We start from the raw sequence: 21549 nt of genomic DNA on the forward strand, positions 1-21549 counted from the left end.
GACATGGCGACGATCATCGGCGGCCTGGCCGCTTCGCACGTCCCGGCGATCGGCGGGGCGATGGCCAAGGGCCTCCAGAAGGACCCGTATTGGGCGCCGTTTTTCGACGGTTTCGATGCGCCGTGCCGCTGGCTGGAGGCGGCCAAGCCTGACGCCGCGGTGGTGATTTACAACGATCACGGCCTCAACTTCTTCCTCGACAAGATGCCGACCTTCGCGGTCGGGGCCGCGCCGGAATATCGCAACGACGACGAAGGCTGGGGCATCCCGGTGATGGCGCCGTTCAAGGGCGACACCAAACTGTCGTGGCACATCATCGAAACGCTGGTGGAGTCCGAGTTCGACCCCGTCACCTGCCAGGAGATGCTGGTCGATCACGCCTACAGCCTGCCGATGGAGCTGTTCCTGCGCGGTCGCGCTCACGACATTCCGACCGTGCCGGTGGTGGTCAACACCGTGCAGCACCCTCTGCCGTCGCTGCGCCGCTGCTTCAAGCTCGGCCAGGCGATCGGCCGCGCCATCGAGAGCTATCCGGAAGACCTGAAAGTGGTGGTGATCGGCACCGGCGGGCTGTCGCATCAGCTCGAAGGCCAGCGCGCCGGCTTCATCAACACCGCGTTCGACAAGCGCTGCATGGATGCGATGACCGGTGATATCGAGGGACTGCTCGGGATCGACCCGCACGAACTGGTCGAGCTCGCCGGCAGCCAGGGCGTCGAGGTGATGAACTGGGTCGCGATGCGCGGCGCGCTGACCGGCGACGTCCGCGAGCTGCACCGCAACTATCACCTGCCGATCTCCAACACCGCTTCGGGCATCATGCTGATCGAGAACCGGCCGAAGCTGGCGCAGGCGGCGTAGGGCCTTTGTGCGTCCGAGGCCTTAGTCCCTCATGGTGAGGAGCCGCGGCGAAGCCCGTAGGGCGAAGCCGGGGCGTCTCGAACCACGAGGCCGATGCGCTGCTACGCGTGTGCTCGGAGCCCATCCTTCGAGACGCCCCGGCTTCGCCGGGGCTCCTCAGGATGAGGTTGGTGCAGGTGGCGACTAAAGTACGAAGTGATGTTGGGCCGCGGCGCCGCTACACAAAAATCGTCATGCCCGGGCTCGACCCGGGCATCCACGAATTCACGCAAGGCGGTGGTTATGGCCGTGGATGGCCGGGTCAAGCCCGGCCATGACGGAGTGTGAGAGGAAGCGTCGGAGGCTCACTACTCAAGCCTGTAGCTCACCGCCTCGTCGTTCACGCCTCCTCACTCACCATCCGCCGATAATCTCGCGGATTATGTCCGGTCCGCCGTTTGAAGAAGCGGCAGAAATAGGCGGGGTCTTCGAAGCCGAGTTCGAACGAGAGCTTGGAGATCGGCGCAGCTATATAAGTCAGCCGGCGGCAGGCTTCGCGGGTGAGACGGGCATGGACGACATCGAGCGCGTTCTGGCCGGTTTCGGCTTTCGCCAGCCGGTTGAGACGCTCCGGCGTCATACCGAGCGCGTCGGCGTAGCGTGCGATCGGCCAGTGCTCGCAATGATGCGCTTCGACCAGCAGCAGGAAGCGGGTGAATTGATCGCCGCCGCGCGCCGCATGGCGCGCCTGCCGCTCGCTCTGCTGCGCCAGCCGCCAGACGATGGCGCGGCCGAGCCACAACGGCACTGGCGAATTGCCGGCGTCCGGCGAGGCGAACTCGTCGGCAAGCTCGGCGAATAATCTTTCGATCCGCATCGTCGCGGCCCCGTCAGGCTCGAATTCCAGGATGCGGGCCGCGGCGAACAGATCGCGCAGCGCCTGGCCGGTCGCCGGCACGTCGCCCTCGATCATCGCATGCGGATTGAAGGTGAAGACCTGACCTTCGGTGTGCGGCGAGAATTTGAAGCCGTGAACGACGCCGGGCGGCACGATCACCGCGACCGGACCATCGCGTTGCACGCGCTGCTCATCGAGCGCGATTGTCGCTGTTCCAGAGCCAATCCAGAGGATCTGATGCAGGCTGCGGTGGGCGTGGACGTCGATCTCCCACTGATACAATCGGCTGCGCGATTGAATCGCTTCGACATGCAGCATGTCGACCGGCGCGGCGGGCGTCTCGCCGTACAGCGCGAAGATCGGAATTGCTGCTTTGCGGCGTGAACGGGCCATCTGCGCAGCTAAGACCGAACGTCGGAAAAGTGCAAGTTTTTGTCACCGCGGCGTCTCACGGCGCGAGGTGGTGCCAACTACACTCCGACGATCGCCGCAACTAATAGACAAACAAGCGAACCGGGCGGCCTTAACAAGAGAGGAAATCAGCTCATGTTCAGCTTCGATCCTTATTCGCCCGCCGTCGATGCCGATCCGTTTCCGCTCTACAAGACGCTGCGTGACGAACATCCGGTGTACTGGAGCGAGCCGGCGCAGATGTGGATTCTGTCGCGCTATCTCGACGTCGCCGGCGCCGGCAGCAACTGGCAGGTGTTCTCCTCGGCCAAGGGCAACCTGATGACCGAGCTGCCGAACCGGGCCGGCGCCACGCTCGGCACCACCGATCCGCCGCGCCACGACCGGCTGCGCGGACTGGTGCAACACGCCTTCATGAAGCGCAATCTCGAGGCGCTGGCCGAGCCGATGCGGGAGATCGCCCGCGACGCCGCCGAGGCGCTGCGCGGCCGCGACCAATTCGATTTCATCAGCGACTTCTCGTCCAAGTTCACCGTGCGGGTGCTGTTCGCGGCGCTCGGCCTGCCGATGGGCGATGAGCAGACCGTGCGCGACAAGGCGGTGTTGATGGTGCAGAGTGATCCCGTGACCCGCGCCAAGGGGCCGGAGCATCTCGCCGCTTACGCCTGGATGCAGGACTACGCGTCGAGCGTGATCGCGCAGCGCCGGGCCGAGCCGAAAAACGATCTGATCTCGCATTTCAGCATGGCGGAGATCGATGGCGACCGGCTCGACGAGCGGGAGGTGCTGCTTACCACCACGACGCTGATCATGGCGGGCATCGAGTCGCTCGGCGGCTTCATGAGCATGCTGGCGCTGAACCTGGCTGATTTGGCCGATGCGCGCCGCGCGGTGGTGGCCGATCCGACGCTTTTGCCGGACGCGGTCGAGGAGTCGCTGCGCTACAACACCTCGGCGCAGCGATTTAAGCGCTGCCTGCAGAGCGACCTGACGCTGCACGGCGTCACCATGAAGGCGGGCGATTTCGTCTGTCTGGCCTATGGCTCGGCCAATCGCGACGAACGGCAGTTTCCGAATCCGGACGTCTACGACTTGAAGCGCAAGCCAAAGGGCCACCTCGGCTTCGGCGGTGGCGTCCATGCCTGCCTCGGCTCGGCGATCGCCCGAATGGCGATCAAGATCGCATTCGACGAGTTCCACAAGGTGGTGCCGGACTATACGCGCACCGAACAGCGGCTGAACTGGATGCCTTCGTCGACCTTCCGCAGTCCGCTGCGGCTCGCGTTTGCAGTCGAGCAGGCCGCTGCGCGGTCTGCCGCCTGACGATCAGCGCTCCTCGGCCTCGCTCAGGGCGAGGCCGGTGAGTGCGGCGACGATCGCAAACCCGGTCGCCGAGGTCAGGGCGAAATCGAACAGCCGAAACGCCGGCAGACTCAGCAGTGCCGGCGTTACGCCGAAATTCGGGGACCGCGTCGCCACGAACGCAAAGCCTAGCCCGATCGCGGCGCCCATCATCGCGTGACTGGCGATCGCCGTCAGCCGCGACAACCTGCGTGCCTTGGGGCTCGGCTTCTTGATCCTGGCCTGGGGCGCTCGAACTGAAGGCTTCTTTCCACGCATGGCGGTCACCCTCGCTTGCTGAGGCGCCAACGCGGCTTGTGGTACGACGTTCCTAAGTAGGGTACATTGCCCCGTCAGTGTCCGGAGCGGGACCGCAGCGGCTCAACTGATCGGATTGCGACGGGGTTCGACGATCTCGAACATCCGTGGAAATTCGTCCATCAGCCCCATCAGTTCGGCGAGCTTCATCGGATTGCCGCTGACCTTGATCTTGCCCGCGATCACCGCCTCGGGAAACGAGGTCTGCTTGGCGATCACCTCGTCGAGCAGGCTTCGCGGCAGCACGAAGCCGGCGTCGGCCGCGGCGGATTGCGTGCCGGCCACATAGGTCAGGGCGCAGTTCTCCAGCGTCAGCACACAGGTTTCGCCGGTGTCGGTGAACTGCCAGTTCAGCACGATGGTCTTGCCCTCCGCCTTTGGCCCGTTGAGCCGGACACCGAGCACGTCCCAGATTTGCGAGGTCTTCAGCGCCGACAGCGTCTCGCGCGGCATTCCGGGGCGCGTCGGCATTTTCGGCATGCCGTGGCGCAGTTCCTGGGCGCCGAACAGATAGGCGTTGCGCCAGGTCGAACTCTCGGACTGGTAGCCGAGCTGTTCGAACGTATCGGCCAGCAGCAAACGGCCGTCCTGATTGTCCGGATCGGCGAACACCAGATGGCTGAGCACCTGCGCCACGAAGCGGAATTCACCCCGCTCGAAATCCGCGCGCGCCTTCGCCAACAACGCGTCCGCGCCGCCCATATACTCGACGTACTTCTTGCCGGCGTCGACCGGCGGCAGCGGATCGAGGTTGGCCGGGTTGGCGTCGTACCAGCCGAGATACTTCTGATAGATCGCCTTCACGTTGTGGCGGATGTGGCCGTAATAGCCGCGCGCGTGCCAGGCGCCATCGAGGCTCTTCGGCAGGCGGATGGTTTCGGCGATCTCGGCGGCGTTGAGGCCGTGGTTCATCAGTCGTAGCGTCTGGTCATGGGCGAATTTGTAGATGTCGCGCTGTTGCCGGATCATCAGGTCGATCCGCTTCATGCCCCACACCGGCCAATGGTGCTGCCCGCACATCACCTCGGCCTTGCCGCCCCAGAGTTGCAAGGCCTCGCCGAGATAGCCCGACCACGCCAGCGCATCGCGCACGTCGGCGCCGCGGAACGGCAGCAGATTGTGAAAGTTGTGAGTGCAGTTCTCGGCGAGGTTGAGCAGCTTGTAGCGCGGAACGAAGAAGTGCATCTCCGCTGGCGCTTCGGAATTCGGCGCCATCTGGAATTCGAAGTCGACGCCGTCGAGGCGGCGGGTGTCGCCGGTCGCCTTGATCAGGTCGGTCGGGCGCAGCAGCGCCGCGGTGCCGGCAGCCATTGTTTTGCCGAGGCCGCAATCGACATGGCCGCGTGGTCCTTTGGCGAGCAACGGTCCGAACTGATACTGCGCCCGCCGCAGCATCGCCGGCCCCGCAATGATGTTCTCGGAGACGGCGTGCTCCATGAACAGATCAGGCGCAATGATCGGTATCCGTCCGCTCGCGATTGCATCCTCGTCGAGCACGCCGCGCGCGCCGCCCCAATGATCGGCATGGGTGTGGGTGAAGATCACCGCCACCACCGGCCTGTCGCCGCGGTGACGGACATAGAGCTGCATCGCCGCGCGGGCGCCTTCAATCGAGGTCAGGGTGTCGACCACGATCACGCCGTTGTCGCTCTCGATCAGCGTCATGTTGGCGATGTCGAAGCCGCGGACCTGGTACACGCCCGGCACGACCTCGAACAGGCCGTGCTGCATGTTCAGCCGCGATTGCCGCCACAGGCTCGGATCGACGGTTGCCGGGGCGACCTCGTCACGCAGGAAACCATAGGGCTCGAGACTCCACACCGTGCGGCCTTGCGCCGAACTGATCGCGGCGTGGTCGATGCTGCCGAGAAAGCCGCGCGCGGCATCGTCGAAATCACTGGTGTCGGAGAACGGCAATTCGTCCAGCACCGTCTTATGACGCGCGAGGACCGAAGCGGAGGCATCTTTCGGCTCAATTGCCTCGTTGGCGACTGTGACGGTCTCGCTCATCGTCGGTCTCCTCCCTGCCTTCGTCGTCTGTCGCGACGGTGGCATCACAGCCGATGCAGAAACGGATTGCAATCGCAGGTCTGCACCTTACGATTAGTTCATGAAACGATAGATGCCGCCGAAGCGGTGCACCAATCAGGGAGGGAGTCATGAGACTAATCAATGGCGCCGCGAGGCCATCCATACCCGCGCGGCGGAAATTGGCGGGGCGCGTTTTGCATTGCGGGACGCCCGTGGCGGTGGTCCGGACAAAGGTTGCCCGATGAGTCTCAGCGTCGATCTGTTCTGGTCATTTCGGAGCCCCTACAGCTATCTGGCATTGCCCAAGGCGGTGAAGCTGGTCGAGGAATACGACTTCGTCATCAACGCGCGGCCGGTGTATCCGCTCGCGGTGCGCGATCCGACATTCTTCAAGCGTACCGATCCGAGGTTCGCGCGCTACGTCGTGCTCGACAGCTTTCGTGTCGCGCAGAAGGAGGGAATTCCGTTTCGCTTCCCGCGACCGGATCCGATCGTGCAGAACATGCAGACGCTCGAAGTTGCAGCAGAGCAGCCCTACATCACCCGCCTGACGCGCCTCGGCGCCGCCGCCCAGCTTGCCGGCCGCGGCCTGCCGTTCATCCGCGAGGTCAGCTCCGTGCTGTATGGCGGCGTGGTCGACAACTGGCACGAAGGCGATCATCTGGCCAAAGCCGCCGTGCGCGCCGGGCTCGATTTGGCGCAGCTCGGGGCTGAGATCGCAGCCGATCCCGACCGATACGATGAGACAATCCGCAGCAACGAGCGCGACCACGCCGCGTCCGGCCACTGGGGTGTGCCGACCTTCGTGTTCAAGGGCGAGCCGTTCTTCGGTCAAGACCGGCTGGATCTGTTGCTGTGGCGTCTGCAGCAGCATGGGCTGAAGGAGCGGGGCTGATCCGTCAGTTCGGAGCGCGAGTGTCCGCGAGGGCGATATGCGCCGATGCGGTTTGCCGGGGCCGATATTCCTCTGTACAGCGGGAGCGCCGCCGGTCGCGCGGTGATCCTCCATCAGTTCGAGTCCGTTCGTTGTCGATCATCCTCGATCCCTGGTTCTACGCCGTCGCAATTCCCGCGGTGCTTCTGCTCGGCCTCGCCAAAGGCGGCTTTTCCGGCGTCGGCATTGCGGCGACGCCGCTGCTGGCGCTGTATCTGCCGCCGCTCGAAGCTGCCGGCCTGTTGCTGCCCGTGCTGATCACCCAGGACCTGATCTCACTGTACGTGTATCGGCATCATTGGGATGCGCGCAGCCTGAAGGTGATGCTGCCGGGGGCGTTGGCCGGAATGGCGATCGCGTGGTGGACGGCCTCGATCGTGTCGGACGATGCGGTGCGGTTGATCGTCGGCGGCGTGGGGCTGGTGTTCGTGCTCAACGTCTGGCTGCGGCCGCATGCCTCGGCCGTGAAGCTGTCGGATGCGGCCGGCGTATTCTGGGGCGCGGTGTCGGGCTTCACCTCGTTCATGACGCAAGGCGGCGGCCCGCCATATCAGGTCTATATGCTGCCGCAGCTGCTGCCGAAGCTGGTGCTGGTCGGCACCACCACGATCTTCTTTGCCATCATCAATGCGCTGAAGATCGGTCCGTATTTTCTGCTCGGGCAATTCACCCCGGCCAACCTCGGCACGTCGTTGGCGCTGTTGCCGCTTGCCGCGGCCGCCAACATGGCGGGAATCTGGCTGGTGAAGCGGACGCCGACCGGGCTGTTCTACCGGATTGCCTACGCGCTGCTGTTCGTGGTGTCGGTGGCGCTGGTTTATCAGGGGCTGTCGCACCTGATCCGCGGCTGATCGCGACGCAACACGAACAACAACAACAAGGGAGAGAGACCGATGGCGCGGATCGACTATTGCGACGAGGCCACAGCGAGCCCGCGCACCCGCGAGGTTCTGGCCAAGAACCGCAACGCCAACATCTTCCGGATGCTGGCGCATGCGCCGAGCCATTTCGAGCAATACTGCCGGCTCGGCGGCGCGATCCGGTTCAAGGGCGAACTCGACCCGGTGCTGCGCGAGCTCGCGATCACCCGAACCGGCATCCTGTGCAACGCGCCCTATGAGGTCGCCGCCCACAAAAAGATCGGCGCCGGTGTCGGCGTCAGCGCCGCGCAGAACGCTGCGCTCGATGATTGGCGCAGTGCCGACTGCTTCGATGCCACCCAGCGCGCCGCGCTCGCCTTTACCGACGAGGTGGTGAAGCTCGATCGGCCGACCGACGCGGTGTTCGACGACATCGCCGGACGGTTGACGCCGGCTGCGCTGGTCGAACTGCAACTCGCGATCGGATTCTACATCATGACGTCGAAGTTTCTCGAAACCTTCGGGATCGACCTGCAGCCGGTCGACGACGTGGTGTAGGGCGAGGCGGGGAGGCGCAGTCTGCGCCGCCCCGGGCCGGTTCGGTCAGTTCGAGGTCGGCGGCACGAAGTGGTCGACTGCGGTCGCCGTCTCGCCGGTCTGCGGGTCCTTGATCTCGAAGGTGATGTTCATCGACTTGCTCGGCACCTGCTCGCTCGGAACCATCACCGACAGCCGCAGTTCGCGGGTCTGATCCTGGCCGACTTCGACGTCGAGCCGGTCCTTGGCGTCCGGATCGACGCCGACCGCCTGCAGCCGCGCGCCCGGCACGCCGCTCACCGACACCTGCATCACACGGGCGGTCGGGCGCTTGTTGAGCAGCCGCACGGTGTAGTCGTTGCGCACGCCGCCGTTGGACAGCGTCACGAACAGCGGATTGCGCTCGTGCAGCACGTTGATGTCGAGCGAGCCGCGTGTCGCCAGCGCATACACCATCACCGCCGCGACCAGCACGATCAGCCCGGAATACAGCAGCGTGCGGGCGCGGATCGGCCGATACACCGAAGGCTTGCCGGCGAGCCGACGCTGGATGTTGATGTCGGTGTCGTAGGCGATCAGATCCGGCGGACGGCCGACCTGCTTCATCACCGTGTTGCAGGCATCGATGCACAGGCCGCACTGGACGCAGCCGAGCTGCAGGCCCTGGCGGATGTCGACGCCGGTCGGGCAGACGTTCACGCACTGGTGGCAGTCGATGCAGTCGCCGGCGGTCTCGCCGTGGGCGCGCACCACTTCGGCCTTCTTCACCGACATCCGCGGTTCGCCGCGGTCGTATTTATAGGTGACGTTGAGCGCCCATTCGTCGGTCAGCGCCGCCTGGATGCGCGGCCAGGGGCACATATAGATGCACACCTGCTCGCGCATGAAGCCGGCGAGGGTATAGGTGGTGAAGGTGAGGATGCCGATCCAGACATAGGCGACCATCGGCGCCTGGAAGGTGACCAGCTCTTTCACCAGCGTCGGGGCATCGGCGAAGTACAGCACCCAGGCGCCGCCGGTCCACCACGCAATCATCAGCCAGATGAAGTGCTTGAGCGCGAGTTCGCCGACGCGGCGCACGGTCAGCCCGTGCTTGTCCTTGGTGATGCGATCGCGGCGGTCGCCCTCGATCAGCCGTTCGACCGCGTAGAACAGGTCGGTCCACACCGTCTGCGGGCACAGATAGCCGCACCACAGTCGGCCGGCGAGTGCGTTCATTAGGAACAGTGCCAGCGCGGCGATGATCAACAGGCCGGTGAAGTAATACACTTCCTGCGGCCACAGCTCGATGAAGAAGAAATAGAACCGCCGCGCCGGCAGATCGATCAGCACCGCCTGATCGGGCAGGCCGGGGCCGCGGTTCCAGCGCAAGAACGGCGTGAAGTAGTAGATCGACAGCGTGATCGCCAGCAGCGCCCATTTGATCCTGCGGAAGCGGCCGTGCACCGCCTGCGGATAGACTTTCTTGCGGGGCGCGTAGAGCGGCCCCTCGATATTGGTTTCTGTCATAGGGAGGGCTTTCGCTGGAGCTTCGCCCCGGAGAGGGGACGGCCGTCTCCGGGCGAAATCATGCGGGATCAATCACGCAGGATCGAGACGCTCGCGCGAGCGTCTCGAGGGGAGTCGTTTAGCGCATCGAGGGCCGCGCGATCTTGCGCGCGACCAGGAACGAGATCGGCATCGCGATCACGAAGCCGCAGCCGACCGCGATCGGAATCCAATGCATCGCCTGCTCGGACAGGCTCGGCACCGCCAGCACCGCGATAATCATCATGCCCGCCAGCGTCGCGCCGCCGATAATCCAAAGCAACATGGCAACCTTGATCATGATCTTCTCCTGTTGTTCTGCCGGGGCCGTCAGCCTCGCGCCCGAGCCGAGCGCAGGGTGCGCAATGGCGGGGTTCAAATGTCGGGGAAACATTTGAATATGTTCGGACGATATATTTTGGTCCCGTTCTAAGTTTGATCTGGATCAAACGATCTGTATCGGAAAACCACAGGCCGTGGAACGGGATAAGTAACAAGGCACCTTTCTGTCGCACCGGGCTGAAATGTCGCTGCGCTCTCAAAAGATATATCTTTACTTCCCGCGGAGGCGTCCCTAGGTAAGATATATCTTTCAGGAGGTCGTCATGGACGGCGTCGACAACAGCCCGCGACGATGCGGGTTTGGGATGCCCGGGTGCCGGTGGGGCCGCCGGGGCATGGGCGGCCGCGGAATGGGCGGCGGCGAGATGATGCGCGCCGGACGGATGCTGGCGCAGGGCGACCTCAAGCTGATCGCGCTGGCGCTGATCGCCGAACAGCCGCGCCACGGCTACGACATCATCAAGATGATCGAGGAGAAGACCGCCGGTTTCTACGCCCCGAGCCCGGGCGTGGTGTATCCGACGCTCACCTTCCTTGAAGAAACCGGCCACGTCATCGCCCAGCCGGAAGGCGCCAAGAAGCTGTATTTCGTCACCGACGAGGGCCGTGAGCACTTGGCCGCCAATCGCGCGTTGGCCGATGCGGTGTTCGACCGCCTCGCCGCGTTCGGCGAGATGATGCGGCAACAGAACGGCGACAGCGGCACCGAGGGCAACGAGCTGCCGCCGCTGCTGCGGGCGGCGCTCGACAACCTCCGGGAAGTCGCGATCCGCCAGATCGTCAAAGACCCGGACAACGAAGCAGAGCTTGTTGCGATCCTCGCCCGCGCCGCCGGCGAGCTTCGCAAAACGTAGGTGCGGCGCGATCCGCATCATTGGACGACGCATTCGACCGCGGGCCGGCACGGCAATCCGGCCAACGGATAACCTTCAGGAGACGAAGATGACCGCCATTACGTCTGAACAGCCGACCCGCCGCGACGTGTTGTATTTGGCGACCGGGGCCCTGGCCGCGGTCGGCGCTGCCGCCGTGGTGTGGCCGTTCGTGTCTCAGCTCAATCCCGATGCCGGCACGGTTGCGGCCGGCTTCCCGCTCGAAGTCGATCTGGCGCCGATTGCGGAAGGTCAGGTCGTCAAGGTGTTCTGGCGCGGCCAGCCGATCTTCATCAGCCACCGCACGCCGAAGGAAATCCAGTCGGCGCAGTCCGCCGATTGGCAGAGCTTCCGTGATCCTGAGCCCGACTCTGCTCGCGTCAAGCCCGGCAAGGAGCAGTGGTTGGTGGTGTCGGCGATCTGCACCCACCTCGGCTGCGTGCCGACCGAGCATCAGGGCAATTACGACGGCTGGTTCTGCCAGTGCCACGGCTCGCAATACGACTCTGCCGGCCGCATCCGGCTGGGGCCGGCGCCGCGTAACCTGCCGCTGGTGCCCTACAAGTTCGCCACCGACACGCAGATCATCATCGGCGAGACCTGAGCGCAGCTCAGCCACAATCGAATTGGTCATGCGCGGGCTCGGCCCGCGCATCCATCGCGCGCTTTAGCGCGACCCGAACGCTTGCGCGAAGACGATGGAGTGCGGGTCAAGCCCGGCAACCACGAGCCATTTTTCGTTCGCGCCTGCGCACACCTGCCGACGTTGCAGGAAGAAGCCCTTCTTTCTCCCATTATCTCGAAAGCCCCAATCATGCTGATCGCGATCGCCAGCCAGAATTTCCGCACCGTGACCGGCCATGCCGGCAAGACCCGCCGCTTCCTGGTGTTCGATGCGGCGCCGTGCCGCCCGCCGCAGGAGGTCGACCGGCTCGACCTGCCGAAGGAGATGTCGATCCATGAATTCAAGGAAGATGGCGAGCATCCGCTCGACAAGGTGAGCGTGGTGATCGCCGGCAGCGCCGGGCCCGGTTTCCTCGCGCGGATGGCCGCACGCGGTGTGGTCGCCATCACCACGTCCGAGACCGATCCGATCACCGCCATCCAGAACTACCTGGCCGGGTCGCTGCCGCCGGCAGCGCCGCACGATCATGACGACGAGGAAGAAGAAGGCGGCTGCAATTGCAATTGCGGCCGGGCGGCCTGAGCGCCGCTTGGCTTCGAGGTGCCGCATCGCTTCCAGCCGCTGCGGCGCCAAACCAACAGCGCCATGCGCGGGCTTGACCCGCCTGCGCGGCCGTAGCCGCTTCGGCGTGGCGAAGGCCCGCGCATCCATCGCTCTTCATTGAAAACTTTGTCGCCTGAAGATGGATTGCCGGGTCGAGCCCGGCAATGACGTCTGTTGTTGGTTTCCAGTCGCCCTTACGAAAACGCGTTGCCGGCCGGACGGCCGAGCTTTTTGAACACGATCGCCGCCGGGCAGAAGCCCGTGAACGACGCCTGGATCATGTTGACCCCGGCGAATGCCGTGAGCAGCAGCCAATAGGGGCTGACCAGCCAGCCGAGCGCGAGGCTCACCAGCACGACAGTGCCGGCGAAGGCGAGCACGGTTTGATCGAGATTCATCGCATTCTTCCTCCTGTGTGACGGCCCCGCCGTCTGCGTTCGTGTTGACTATATATTCGAATAATCGTATATACGCAAATATGAAAATAACAGACGATCCGATGGTGGTTGCCGCCGACCAGGCCAGCGAGCTTCTGAAGGCGCTGTCGAACCGGCATCGGCTGCTGATCATCTGCCAGCTGGTGGATGGCGAGCGCTCGGTTGGAGAACTCGCCGAAGCGCTGGATCTGCGCGACTCGACGGTGTCGCAGCATCTCGCGCTGCTGCGGCGCGACGGGCTGGTGTCGGCGCGACGCGATGCGCAGTCGATTTTCTATTCGATCACCAGCGAACCGGCGCGCGAAGTGCTGACGACGCTGTACCGGGTGTTCTGCCCGGGGCAGGCGATCGGAATAACGGGCCGCAAACCTGCAAGGGCATGACATGGGACTGCGATGGACGATGAGCGGCGCGGTCGCCGCATTGCTGCTCGGAGCGGTGGCGGCGCATGCCGCGGCGACGCTGACCGTGGCGGAGACCAGAATCTCCGACGAGAAGGCGGTATTCGCCACCGTTGAAAGTATCAGCGTGGTGCCGGCCCGCGCGCGGATCGGCGGCACGGTGGTGGCGCTGAAGGTGCGGGAGGGCGATAGCGTCACCCGCGGCCAGGAGATCGCGACGATCGGCGACGACAAGCTGACGCTGCAGATGAATTCGCTCGATGCCCAGATCCAGGCGCTGCAGGCGCAAGCCAGCCAGGCGCAGATCGACTACGACCGCACCTCGGGCCTGGTCGAGCGCGGTACGCTGCCGCGCACCAAGCTGGACGAAGCGCGCACCGCGCTCAACGTCGCCGAGAACAATCTGCGCGCCAAGACCGCGGAGCGGTCGGTGGTGCAACAGCAGTTCAAGGAAGGCCAGGTGCTGTCGCCGGACGACGGCCGGGTGCTGAAGAAGATGATCACCGTCGGCTCGGTGGTGCTGCAGGGCGATCCGATCGTCACGGTGGCGCAGCAGCACTACAAGCTGCGGCTGCGGGTGCCGGAACGGCACGCGCGCTTTCTCAAGGCCGGCGACAAGATCCGGGTGGACGGCAGCGAGTTCGGCGATCAGGTCGCCAAATTCGGCACTATCGACCTGGTGTATCCGCAGATCGAAGACGGCCGCGTCGTTGCCGACGCAACGGTCGAAGGGCTGCCGCAGTACTTCGTTGGCGACCGGCTGCGGGTGTGGATTTCCGGCGGCGAGCGCCCCGCCTTCGTGATCCCGTCGAAGTTCATCACCACCGAATTCGGTATCGACTACGTGCATCTTGGCGAACCCGGCAAGACGGTGGCGGTGCCGGTGCAGCGCGGCCGCGAGCATCCGACGCAGGAGATGCCGGACGGTCTCGAAATTCTGTCGGGCTTGCGTCCCGGTGACAGGCTGGTGCAGCCGTGAACCTCGGAATCTCAGGCCGCCTGACCAAGGCCACGATCCAGTCGCCGCTGACGCCGCTGTTCCTGCTGGCATCGCTGATCGCCGGGCTGATCGCGCTCGCGGCGATCCCGCGCGAGGAAGAGCCGCAAATTAGCGTGCCGATGGTCGACATCCGTATCAACGCCGATGGCCTGCGCGCGCCGGATGCGGTCGAGCTTGTCACCAAGCCGTTGGAAGCGATCGTCAAAGGCATTGACGGTGTCGAGCACGTCTACAGCCAGACCGAAGACGACCGCGTCATGGTCACCGCCCGCTTCCTGGTCGGGACCAAGGCCGAAGACGCGATCCTGCGCGTGCACGAGAAGATCCGCGCCAACATCGGCAGCATCCCGGTCGGCATTCCCGAGCCGCTGATTGTCGGCCGCGGCATCAACGACGTTGCCGTCACGGTGCTGACGCTGTCGCCGAAGCCGGAGGCTGCGGCACGCTGGACCGATAAGGATCTGTACGAAGTCGCCGACAAGCTGCGCTCCGAGCTGATGAAGGTCGACAGCATCGGCCTGACCTATATCTCCGGCGGTGGCGCGCAGCAGATCCGGGTCGAGCCCGATCCGGAGAAGCTGTCGCTATATGGCGTGACGCTGCAGCAGCTTGTCGCCAAGGTGAAGGACGCCAATCGCTCGTTCCTCGCCGGCAATGTGCGCGACGCTGGCACGATGCGCAGCGTCTCAGCCGGTCAGACCCTGATGGGTATTCCAGACATCGGCCTGCTGCTGGTCGCGACCCGCGACAATCGTCCGGTCTACGTTAAAGACGTCGCCTCGGTGATCATCGGGCCGAATATCGCCGAGCACCGGGTGTGGAACGACGCCCGCGACGCCGGCGGCCAATGGGACCGCGTGCCGGCGGTGACGCTCGCGCTCGCCAAGCGCGCCGGCGCCAATGCAGTGGTGGTGTCGCACGACATCAAGGCGCGGCTGGCGACGCTGCAAGGCTCGCTGATCCCGAAGGATGTCGCCGTCACCATCACCCGCGACTACGGCGAGACCGCCAACGAGAAGGCCAACGAGCTGCTGTTCCATCTCGGTCTCGCCACGATCTCGATCGTGGTGCTGATCGCGATCGCGATCGGCTGGCGCGAGGCGATCGTCACCGCGGTGGTGATCCCAACCACGATCCTGCTGACGTTGTTTGCCGCCAATCTGATGGGCTACACCATCAATCGCGTCAGCCTGTTCGCGCTGATCTTCTCGATCGGCATCCTGGTCGACGACGCGATTGTGGTCGTTGAAAACATTGCCCGGCATTGGGGGATGAAGGACGGCCGGCCGCGGCTGCAGGCCACCATCGAGGCGGTGGCCGAGGTCGGCAATCCGACTGTGATTGCGACCCTGACTGTGGTGGCAGCGCTGTTGCCGATGCTGTTCGTGTCCGGGCTGATGGGGCCGTATATGGCGCCGATCCCGGCCAATGCATCGGCCGCGATGCTGTTCTCGTTCTTCGTCGCCATGATGGTGGCGCCGTGGCTGATGCTGAAGCTGGCGCCGAAGCAGGGCGTATCTGTGGCCGCGCATGGCGAGCACGACGAGGGCCGGCTCGGCCGGCTGTACCGCCGCTTCGCTTCGCCGATCGTCGCCAGCAAGCGCGCGGCGTGGATCTTCCTGCTCGGCGTCGGCATCGCCACGCTGATGTCGATGGCGCTATTCTACACCAAGTCGGTGACGGTGAAGCTGTTGCCGTTCGACAACAAGAGCGAGATCGCCGTGGTGCTCGACCTGCCCGAAGGCGCCACGCTGGAGGACACCGAGCGTACGCTGTTTGCTGCGGCCGATATCGCCCGCGGCCTGCCCGAGATCACCTCGGTGCAGACCTTCGCCGGCACGCCAGCGCCGTTCAACTTCAACGGTCTGGTACGTCATTATTACTTGCGCGAGCGGCCGGAACTCGGCGAGCTGCAGGTGAATTTGAAGGAGCGCGGCGAGCGCAGCCGCGCCAGCCACGACATCGCGCTCGATCTGCGCAAGCGATTGCAGACGCTAAAGCTGCCCGAAGGCACCAGCCTCAAGGTCGTCGAGGTGCCGCCTGGTCCGCCGGTGCTGTCGACGCTGCTGGCGGAGATCTACGGTCCCGACGCCGCCACCCGTCGTGCGGTCACCGCCGAGGTTGAGAAGATCTTCAAGCAGGTGCCGTTCATCGTCGATGTCGACAATTCGATCGGCGAGCCGCGGCCGCGGCTGCGGCTGTCGATTGATCAGGATCGCCTGGAGTTCTTCGGCGTCGAACAAAAGGACGTCTATGACACCATCCAGGCGCTGTTCGGCGGCACCTCGATCGGCTACTCGCATCGCGGCGAAGGCCGCAATCCGATCGCCATTACGGTCGGGTTGCCGAAGCGCGATCTCGAATGGAATGAGGCGTTGGCTTCGACGCCGGTGCCGGCCAATTCGCTGCCCGGCGCCAAGACGGTGGTCGAGCTCGGCCAATTGGTGAAGGCCACCAAGGAAGTCGGCTCGCCGATGATCTTCCGGCGTGACGGCCGGTTCGCCGACATGGTGATGGCCGAACTCGCCGGCAAATTCGAAGCGCCGCTGTACGGCATGCTCGACGTCGACAAGCTGATCGAATCCCACGACTGGGGCAAACTGCCGAAGCCGGCGATCAGCCTGCATGGCCAGCCGTCAGACGAGTCGAAGCCAACCGTGTTGTGGGACGGCGAATGGGAAATCACCTGGGTGACGTTCCGCGATATGGGCGCGGCGTTCGGCGCGGCGATCCTCGGAATCTACGTGCTGGTGGTGGCGCAGTTCAAAAGCTTCAAGCTGCCGCTGGTGATCCTGACGCCGATCCCGCTGACGCTGATCGGCATCCTGATCGGCCATTGGCTGCTCGGGGCGCCATTCACCGCCACCTCGATGATCGGCTTCATCGCACTCGCCGGCATCATCGTGCGCAACTCGATCCTGCTGGTCGACTTCATTCGGCACTCTGGCGGCGCCGGCAAGACGTTGCGCGAGGTCGTGCTGCAGGCCGGCGCGGTCCGGTTCAAGCCGATCCTGCTCACCGCGCTCGCGGCGATGATCGGTGCGGCGACGATCCTGCTCGACCCGATCTTCCAGGGCTTGGCAATCTCGCTGCTGTTCGGCCTGGCGTCATCGACCCTGCTCACGGTTCTGGTGATTCCGGCGATCTACATCGTGTTGCGCGACAAAACGCCAAATCCGCCGCCGGCCACGGCAAAGTGATGGCACGGCGCTGCGATCCGGTGCACAACAGGCGCGCTCAAAGCCTGAGGATTGGAACCTGATGATGATCTCCCGACGGTCGGCCATGACGGCGGCGCTCGCTCTCGCTCCCGCGCTTGTTGCCGCCAAGGCCGGAGCGGCCCCGACCGCGCCGGACGCCGAGGATGTACTGTCGACCGACGCGGTGCTTTACGACGCCGAGATCCCGGTCGCCGGCAATCCGAAGGGTGACATCACCATCGTCGAATGGTCTGACTATCGCTGCCCGTATTGCAAGAAAGTGGCGCCGGACCTGATGAAGGTGGTCAAGGAGGATGGCAACATCCGCCTGGTCTTGAAGGATTGGCCGATCTTTGGCGGCGTCTCGGTCGATGCCGCCAAGCTGGTGCTCGCTTCGAAGTACCAGGGCAAGTTTCTGCAGGCGCACGAAGCGCTGATCGGCGCGACCTCGAAGTTGACCGAGACCACGTTGAACGAGACGCTCAAGGCCGGCGGGATCGATGTCGATCGCGCCACCAAGGATCTCGACGCCAACCGCGCCACGATCGAGGCGATCCTCAAGCGCAATGACACCCAGGCCAAGGCGTTCGGCTTTCAAGGTACGCCGTCATTCATCGTCGGCCGCTTCCGCGTGCCCGGCGTGCTCGATGTCGCGCTGTTCAAGCAGGCGATCAAGGACGCCCGCGAAGCGGCGAAGAAGACCGACAAGAAGTAATAGCTTCGTCAACGTTCCCTTCTCGTCATTGCGAGGAGCGAAGCGACGAAGCAATCCAAGCTGCGTCTGTGGCCTGGATTGCTTCGCTTCGCTCGCAATGACGGAGAGTTCACTCGCAATAACGGAGAGAGGGCAGATTCAGTCGCCAATCTCGCCCGTTGCTTGATCTGAGTCATCTTCACAACCGCTGTGGGCGCGCTAAGCTGAGCCGTCGCATCGCAGCGGGATGACGGTCATGCTCTGCATCCGCTTGGCGGCGTGTGCTGCCGTGATGATCAATGTGCTGGCGCTGGTACCGTGGGCTACCCCAGCACAGGCTGCGCCATGGCGCGCCGACGAGGGCAATACCCGCGGCTGGATGCTGATGTCGCCGCAGGAGCGGATCGAACATCAGGGACGGGTGCGCAGCTTCACCGACTACAATGCGTGCGAAGCCTATCGGGCGGAACATCACGCGCTGATGGTACAGCGGGCACGCGAGCGCGGGCTCGACCTGCCGCATGGCGGCCGCGACTTCTGTGACCATCTGAAGTCCGGGCGGGATTGAGGCCATGGCAGCCGCTGCCGCAGCTGTGCGCCAGTGGTCGGTTCCGCTGCTGTCGTGCGTGGTGCCGGTGGGCTTTGCGGTCTGGGCGTTTCCCGAAGGTCTGCCGCCGATCCGCGCCGCCGGCATCGTCACCGGTTGGCTCGGCTGTGGTCTATTGCTGGTCAGCCTGCTGCTGATGCTGCGCGAGCCGCGATTAGCCGCCTGGCTCGGCGGCCTGGAGCGGATGTATCGCTGGCACCACGGCACCGGGCTCGCTGCTTATTTGGTTCTGTTGCTCCATCCGCTGCTGCTCGCCGCCAACAACCTGCCGGCGGCGCGGGTCGCCTGGCAGACGCTGTCGCCGTTCACCGAGAGCTGGCCGGTATGGTCCGGCTGGCTTGGCTTGCTGCTGCTGATGGGCGGCCTCGTCACCACCTTCATCCGCAGCATTCGCTACGGCACTTGGCGCTGGCTGCACGCGCTACTCGGCCTCGGCGTGCTGACCGGGCTGGTGCACCTGATCCTGCTCGGCATCGACGAGCCGGTACTGCCGATCCTCGCGGTCGCGGCAGCGATCCTCGGCTGGCGGCTGATCCGCGGGGATCTCGGCCTTGCCGCGCGGCCGTATGTCGTCACGTCGGCGCGGCCGTTGGCTGCGCGATCGGTCGAGGTCGTGCTGCGTCCACTCGGCGACCCGGCGATGGTGACGCCCGGCCAGTTCGTCCTGGCGGAATTCGGCAACGGCGCACGCTATCGCGGCTGCGGCGAATTCCATCCGTTTACGGTCAGCACAATCGCGAACCGTGACGAGCTGCATCTCGCCATCAAGGCGCTCGGGGACTGCACCACCCGGATGCTGGCGATCGAGCCCGGCGTGGCCGCCCGCGTCATCGGAGGTTTCGGCGGCTTCGTCGATCCGCACGGAAAGGCACCGCAGTTCTGGGTGGCAGGTGGGATCGGTGTCACGCCGTTCGTGGCTTTGCTGAACGCCGGTCCGCTGCTGCATCCGACGCGGCTCCTGTATTTGTATCGCAGCGAAGCTGACGCGGCATTTCTGCCGGAGCTGCGCGCAACCGCAGCGTCGGATCCGAAGTTCACGCTCCACGCCGTTGAGACCGGCGACGATGTTCCCGATCTCGGCCCGCTGCTGCCGACTGCCGGCGAGTTGTCGCGCGCGGAGTGTTATTTGTGCGGACCGCCCGGTCTGGTCGCCGCATTGAAATCGGCGCTCGCGGCGCGCGGCGTCACCGCCCAGCATGTCCACTACGAGAATTTCGAGTTCAGATGATGCGCAAGCTGTTCTACGTCTCGACCGCCGCGTTTTGGATCGCCGTTGCCGGCTTCTGGATCGGCAACCTTTTAGTGCCCGGCACCGACACGAGTGCGACCGCTGCCGAGCGCGAGATCGGCTCGGCCGAGCTGGCCCGGCACGCTGTGCCGCAGGATTGCTGGATGGCGATTCGCGGCAACGTTTACGACATCACGGCGTATCTGCCGGATCACCCATCGCGGCCGAGCATCATCGAGCCGTGGTGCGGCAAGGAAGCATCTGAGGCGTACGACACCAAGACCAAGGGACGGAAGCACTCGCCCGAAGCCGACGCGTTGCTGCCGAAGTACCGGATCGGACGGTTCGTCGGCGGAGGCTAGAGCGGTTCTGTTTTTGATAGAATCGAGACCATGCTTCGGAGTGCTCACAACAGGCACAACCTCATGGTGAGGAGGCGCGAAGCGCCGTCTCGAACCATGCGCCGCAGGCGATGTGGCTCCTCATCCTTCGAGACGCCCGGCGATGCCGGGCTCCTCAGGATGAGGATTTTGGACCCTTGGCAAGGGCTAAATCCGCTTCGATGAATCCATGAAGCGCTCTAGAGCGATGTCTTAGGGACATCAGACGCGGCTTGCATGGAGCACCGCGTAAAAAGACAGCTCCGGTTCTGATTGGACCAGAACCGGAGAGACTTTTTTGCCCTAGGCGTTCATCGTGCTGCGGATTTCGGCGCGGAGTTCGTCGATCAGCCGAAGACCCTTGCTGGTTTCGACGTGCCAGAACGTCCAGCCGTTGCAGGCTTCGGAGCCCTGCGCCATCGCACCGATCCGGTGGATCGAGCCGACCTTGTCGCCAAGCATGATGGCGCCGTCGGCACGCACCAGCGCACCGTGCCGCTTCTTAGAATCGACCAGTCGTGCGCCCGGCGAGATCATGCCGCGCTCGATCAGTTCGGAGAACGCCACCCGCGGTGCATCGCGCGCTGTGAGGAACGGCTTCAGTGTGTCGTCCGGCAGCGGCTCGATCGCATCGATTCGCGCCCGCGCCGCTTCGGCGTAGGTCTTGTCGCGTTCGATACCGATGTAGTTGCGGCGCAAACGCTTGGCGACAGCACCTGTCGTGCCGGTCCCGTTGAACGGGTCGACCACCAGATCGCCGGGCTTCGACGAGCTCAGGAGTACGCGCGCCAGAAGCTGTTCGGGCTTCTGCGTCGGGTGCACCTTCTTGCCATCTTTGCCCTTCAGCCGTTCGTCGCCTGTGCACAGCGGAATCAGCCAGTCGGAGCGCGCCTGAACGTCCTCGTTGGCCGCCTTCAACGCATCGTAGTTGAAGGTGTAGCCCTTGGCGTTCTCGTCACGCGCCGCCCAGATCATCGTTTCATGCGCATTGGTGAAACGACGGCCGCGGAAGTTCGGCATCGGATTCGATTTGCGCCAGACGATGTCGTTGAGCACCCAGAACCCGAGGTCCTGCATGATCGTGCCGACGCGGAAAATGTTGTGGTACGAACCGATCACCCACAGCGTCGCAGACGGCTTCATGATCCGTCGCGCGGCGAGCAGCCACGCACGGGTGAAGTTGTCGTAAGCGGCGAAGGACGCGAACTTGTCCCAATCGTCGTCGACGGCGTCGACTTCCGATTCGTCGGGACGCTTCAGCGCACCTTTGAGCTGCAGATTGTACGGCGGATCGGCGAACACCAGATCCACCGACTTCGGCGGGAGCTTCTCCATCTCGGCGATGCAATCACCGACGATGATTCGGCTCTCGGGCATATCTTCAAATTGAGTGCGGGGCGCCTTTGCAGACGCCCCGCGACGCGACACAACCATGACTCAACTAACCTGACTCATGTGACGCC

General features: G+C 64.6%; 22 protein-coding genes. 15 read left to right on the plus strand and 7 right to left on the minus strand.

Annotated features, from left to right (window positions below):
- The first annotated feature begins 3 nt into the window (after positions 1–3).
- Complete coding sequence (locus RPPS3_RS05420; protein WP_107343184.1) at positions 4–861, plus strand: class III extradiol dioxygenase family protein; 858 nt, start codon at positions 4–6, stop codon at positions 859–861.
- Between the two features lie 379 nt (positions 862–1240).
- On the opposite strand, the gene RPPS3_RS05425 is transcribed toward RPPS3_RS05420, so the two are convergent.
- Complete coding sequence (locus RPPS3_RS05425; RefSeq protein ID WP_107343185.1) at positions 1241–2131, minus strand: helix-turn-helix domain-containing protein; 891 nt, start codon at positions 2129–2131, stop codon at positions 1241–1243.
- Between the two features lie 153 nt (positions 2132–2284).
- On the opposite strand from RPPS3_RS05425, the gene RPPS3_RS05430 reads away from it, so the two are divergent.
- The gene (locus tag RPPS3_RS05430; RefSeq protein WP_107343186.1) at positions 2285–3472 is read left to right on the plus strand and encodes a cytochrome P450; all 1188 of its coding nucleotides are present in this window, start codon (positions 2285–2287) and stop codon (positions 3470–3472) included.
- A gap of 3 nt (positions 3473–3475) precedes the next feature.
- On the opposite strand, the gene RPPS3_RS05435 is transcribed toward RPPS3_RS05430, so the two are convergent.
- Positions 3476–3769: a hypothetical protein gene (locus RPPS3_RS05435; RefSeq protein WP_159060648.1), complete on the minus strand. Its 294-nt coding sequence runs from the start codon at positions 3767–3769 to the stop codon at positions 3476–3478.
- Between the two features lie 102 nt (positions 3770–3871).
- Positions 3872–5818, minus strand: coding sequence for an alkyl/aryl-sulfatase (locus RPPS3_RS05440; protein ID WP_107343188.1), 1947 nt, complete (start codon positions 5816–5818; stop codon positions 3872–3874).
- A gap of 262 nt (positions 5819–6080) precedes the next feature.
- On the opposite strand from RPPS3_RS05440, the gene RPPS3_RS05445 reads away from it, so the two are divergent.
- The 3 genes from RPPS3_RS05445 (at position 6081) to RPPS3_RS05455 (ending at position 8191) form a co-directional block, all read left to right on the plus strand.
- Positions 6081–6734, plus strand: a complete 654-nt coding sequence (locus RPPS3_RS05445; RefSeq protein ID WP_107346449.1) for a 2-hydroxychromene-2-carboxylate isomerase — start codon at positions 6081–6083, stop codon at positions 6732–6734.
- 131 nt (positions 6735–6865) lie between these two features.
- Entirely contained in the window at positions 6866–7624 is a 759-nt protein-coding gene (locus tag RPPS3_RS05450; RefSeq protein WP_107343189.1) for a sulfite exporter TauE/SafE family protein, read from the plus strand.
- A 42-nt stretch (positions 7625–7666) separates the two neighbouring features.
- A complete protein-coding gene (locus RPPS3_RS05455) occupies positions 7667–8191 on the plus strand; it encodes a carboxymuconolactone decarboxylase family protein (protein ID WP_107343190.1) in 525 nt (174 codons plus the stop codon).
- A gap of 45 nt (positions 8192–8236) precedes the next feature.
- On the opposite strand, the gene ccoG is transcribed toward RPPS3_RS05455, so the two are convergent.
- A complete protein-coding gene (gene ccoG, locus RPPS3_RS05460; RefSeq protein WP_107343191.1) occupies positions 8237–9679 on the minus strand; it encodes a cytochrome c oxidase accessory protein CcoG in 1443 nt (480 codons plus the stop codon).
- A 118-nt stretch (positions 9680–9797) separates the two neighbouring features.
- Positions 9798–9998 carry a hypothetical protein gene (locus RPPS3_RS05465; RefSeq protein WP_107343192.1) on the minus strand — a complete coding sequence of 67 codons (201 nt, stop codon included), beginning with the start codon at positions 9996–9998 and terminating at the stop codon, positions 9798–9800.
- Between the two features lie 304 nt (positions 9999–10302).
- Between RPPS3_RS05465 and RPPS3_RS05470 the strand changes: the two genes are divergently transcribed.
- The 3 genes from RPPS3_RS05470 (at position 10303) to RPPS3_RS05480 (ending at position 12118) form a co-directional block, all read left to right on the plus strand.
- Complete coding sequence (locus RPPS3_RS05470) at positions 10303–10893, plus strand: PadR family transcriptional regulator (RefSeq protein WP_107343193.1); 591 nt, start codon at positions 10303–10305, stop codon at positions 10891–10893.
- A gap of 88 nt (positions 10894–10981) precedes the next feature.
- The gene (gene petA / locus RPPS3_RS05475) at positions 10982–11515 is read left to right on the plus strand and encodes a ubiquinol-cytochrome c reductase iron-sulfur subunit (protein WP_107343194.1); all 534 of its coding nucleotides are present in this window, start codon (positions 10982–10984) and stop codon (positions 11513–11515) included.
- Between the two features lie 210 nt (positions 11516–11725).
- Entirely contained in the window at positions 11726–12118 is a 393-nt protein-coding gene (locus RPPS3_RS05480; RefSeq protein WP_107343195.1) for a NifB/NifX family molybdenum-iron cluster-binding protein, read from the plus strand.
- A gap of 215 nt (positions 12119–12333) precedes the next feature.
- Here the strand turns inward: RPPS3_RS05480 and RPPS3_RS05485 are convergent, their stop codons facing one another.
- A complete protein-coding gene (locus tag RPPS3_RS05485) occupies positions 12334–12537 on the minus strand; it encodes a YgaP family membrane protein (protein WP_013500959.1) in 204 nt (67 codons plus the stop codon).
- Positions 12538–12617: 80 nt separating this feature from the next.
- Between RPPS3_RS05485 and RPPS3_RS05490 the strand changes: the two genes are divergently transcribed.
- The 7 genes from RPPS3_RS05490 (at position 12618) to RPPS3_RS05520 (ending at position 20068) form a co-directional block, all read left to right on the plus strand.
- The gene (locus tag RPPS3_RS05490) at positions 12618–12959 is read left to right on the plus strand and encodes an ArsR/SmtB family transcription factor (RefSeq protein ID WP_107343196.1); all 342 of its coding nucleotides are present in this window, start codon (positions 12618–12620) and stop codon (positions 12957–12959) included.
- Position 12960: 1 nt separating this feature from the next.
- Complete coding sequence (locus tag RPPS3_RS05495; protein ID WP_107343197.1) at positions 12961–13956, plus strand: efflux RND transporter periplasmic adaptor subunit; 996 nt, start codon at positions 12961–12963, stop codon at positions 13954–13956.
- Positions 13953–17177 carry an efflux RND transporter permease subunit gene (locus RPPS3_RS05500; RefSeq protein WP_107343198.1) on the plus strand — a complete coding sequence of 1075 codons (3225 nt, stop codon included), beginning with the start codon at positions 13953–13955 and terminating at the stop codon, positions 17175–17177. The genes RPPS3_RS05495 and RPPS3_RS05500 overlap by 4 nt, the downstream gene beginning before the upstream one ends.
- Positions 17178–17238: 61 nt before the next feature.
- Entirely contained in the window at positions 17239–17892 is a 654-nt protein-coding gene (locus RPPS3_RS05505; RefSeq protein ID WP_107343199.1) for a DsbA family protein, read from the plus strand.
- A gap of 235 nt (positions 17893–18127) precedes the next feature.
- Positions 18128–18439: a hypothetical protein gene (locus RPPS3_RS05510; protein WP_107346450.1), complete on the plus strand. Its 312-nt coding sequence runs from the start codon at positions 18128–18130 to the stop codon at positions 18437–18439.
- A 4-nt stretch (positions 18440–18443) separates the two neighbouring features.
- Positions 18444–19706 carry a ferric reductase-like transmembrane domain-containing protein gene (locus tag RPPS3_RS05515; RefSeq protein ID WP_107343200.1) on the plus strand — a complete coding sequence of 421 codons (1263 nt, stop codon included), beginning with the start codon at positions 18444–18446 and terminating at the stop codon, positions 19704–19706.
- Positions 19703–20068, plus strand: coding sequence for a cytochrome b5 domain-containing protein (locus RPPS3_RS05520; protein ID WP_107343201.1), 366 nt, complete (start codon positions 19703–19705; stop codon positions 20066–20068). The genes RPPS3_RS05515 and RPPS3_RS05520 overlap by 4 nt, the downstream gene beginning before the upstream one ends.
- 321 nt (positions 20069–20389) lie before the next feature.
- On the opposite strand, the gene RPPS3_RS05525 is transcribed toward RPPS3_RS05520, so the two are convergent.
- Positions 20390–21520 carry a site-specific DNA-methyltransferase gene (locus tag RPPS3_RS05525; RefSeq protein ID WP_107343202.1) on the minus strand — a complete coding sequence of 377 codons (1131 nt, stop codon included), beginning with the start codon at positions 21518–21520 and terminating at the stop codon, positions 20390–20392.
- Positions 21521–21549 lie beyond the last annotated feature (29 nt).

It is taken from the genome of Rhodopseudomonas palustris, assembly GCF_003031265.1.
GTDB lineage: Bacteria > Pseudomonadota > Alphaproteobacteria > Rhizobiales > Xanthobacteraceae > Rhodopseudomonas > Rhodopseudomonas palustris_H.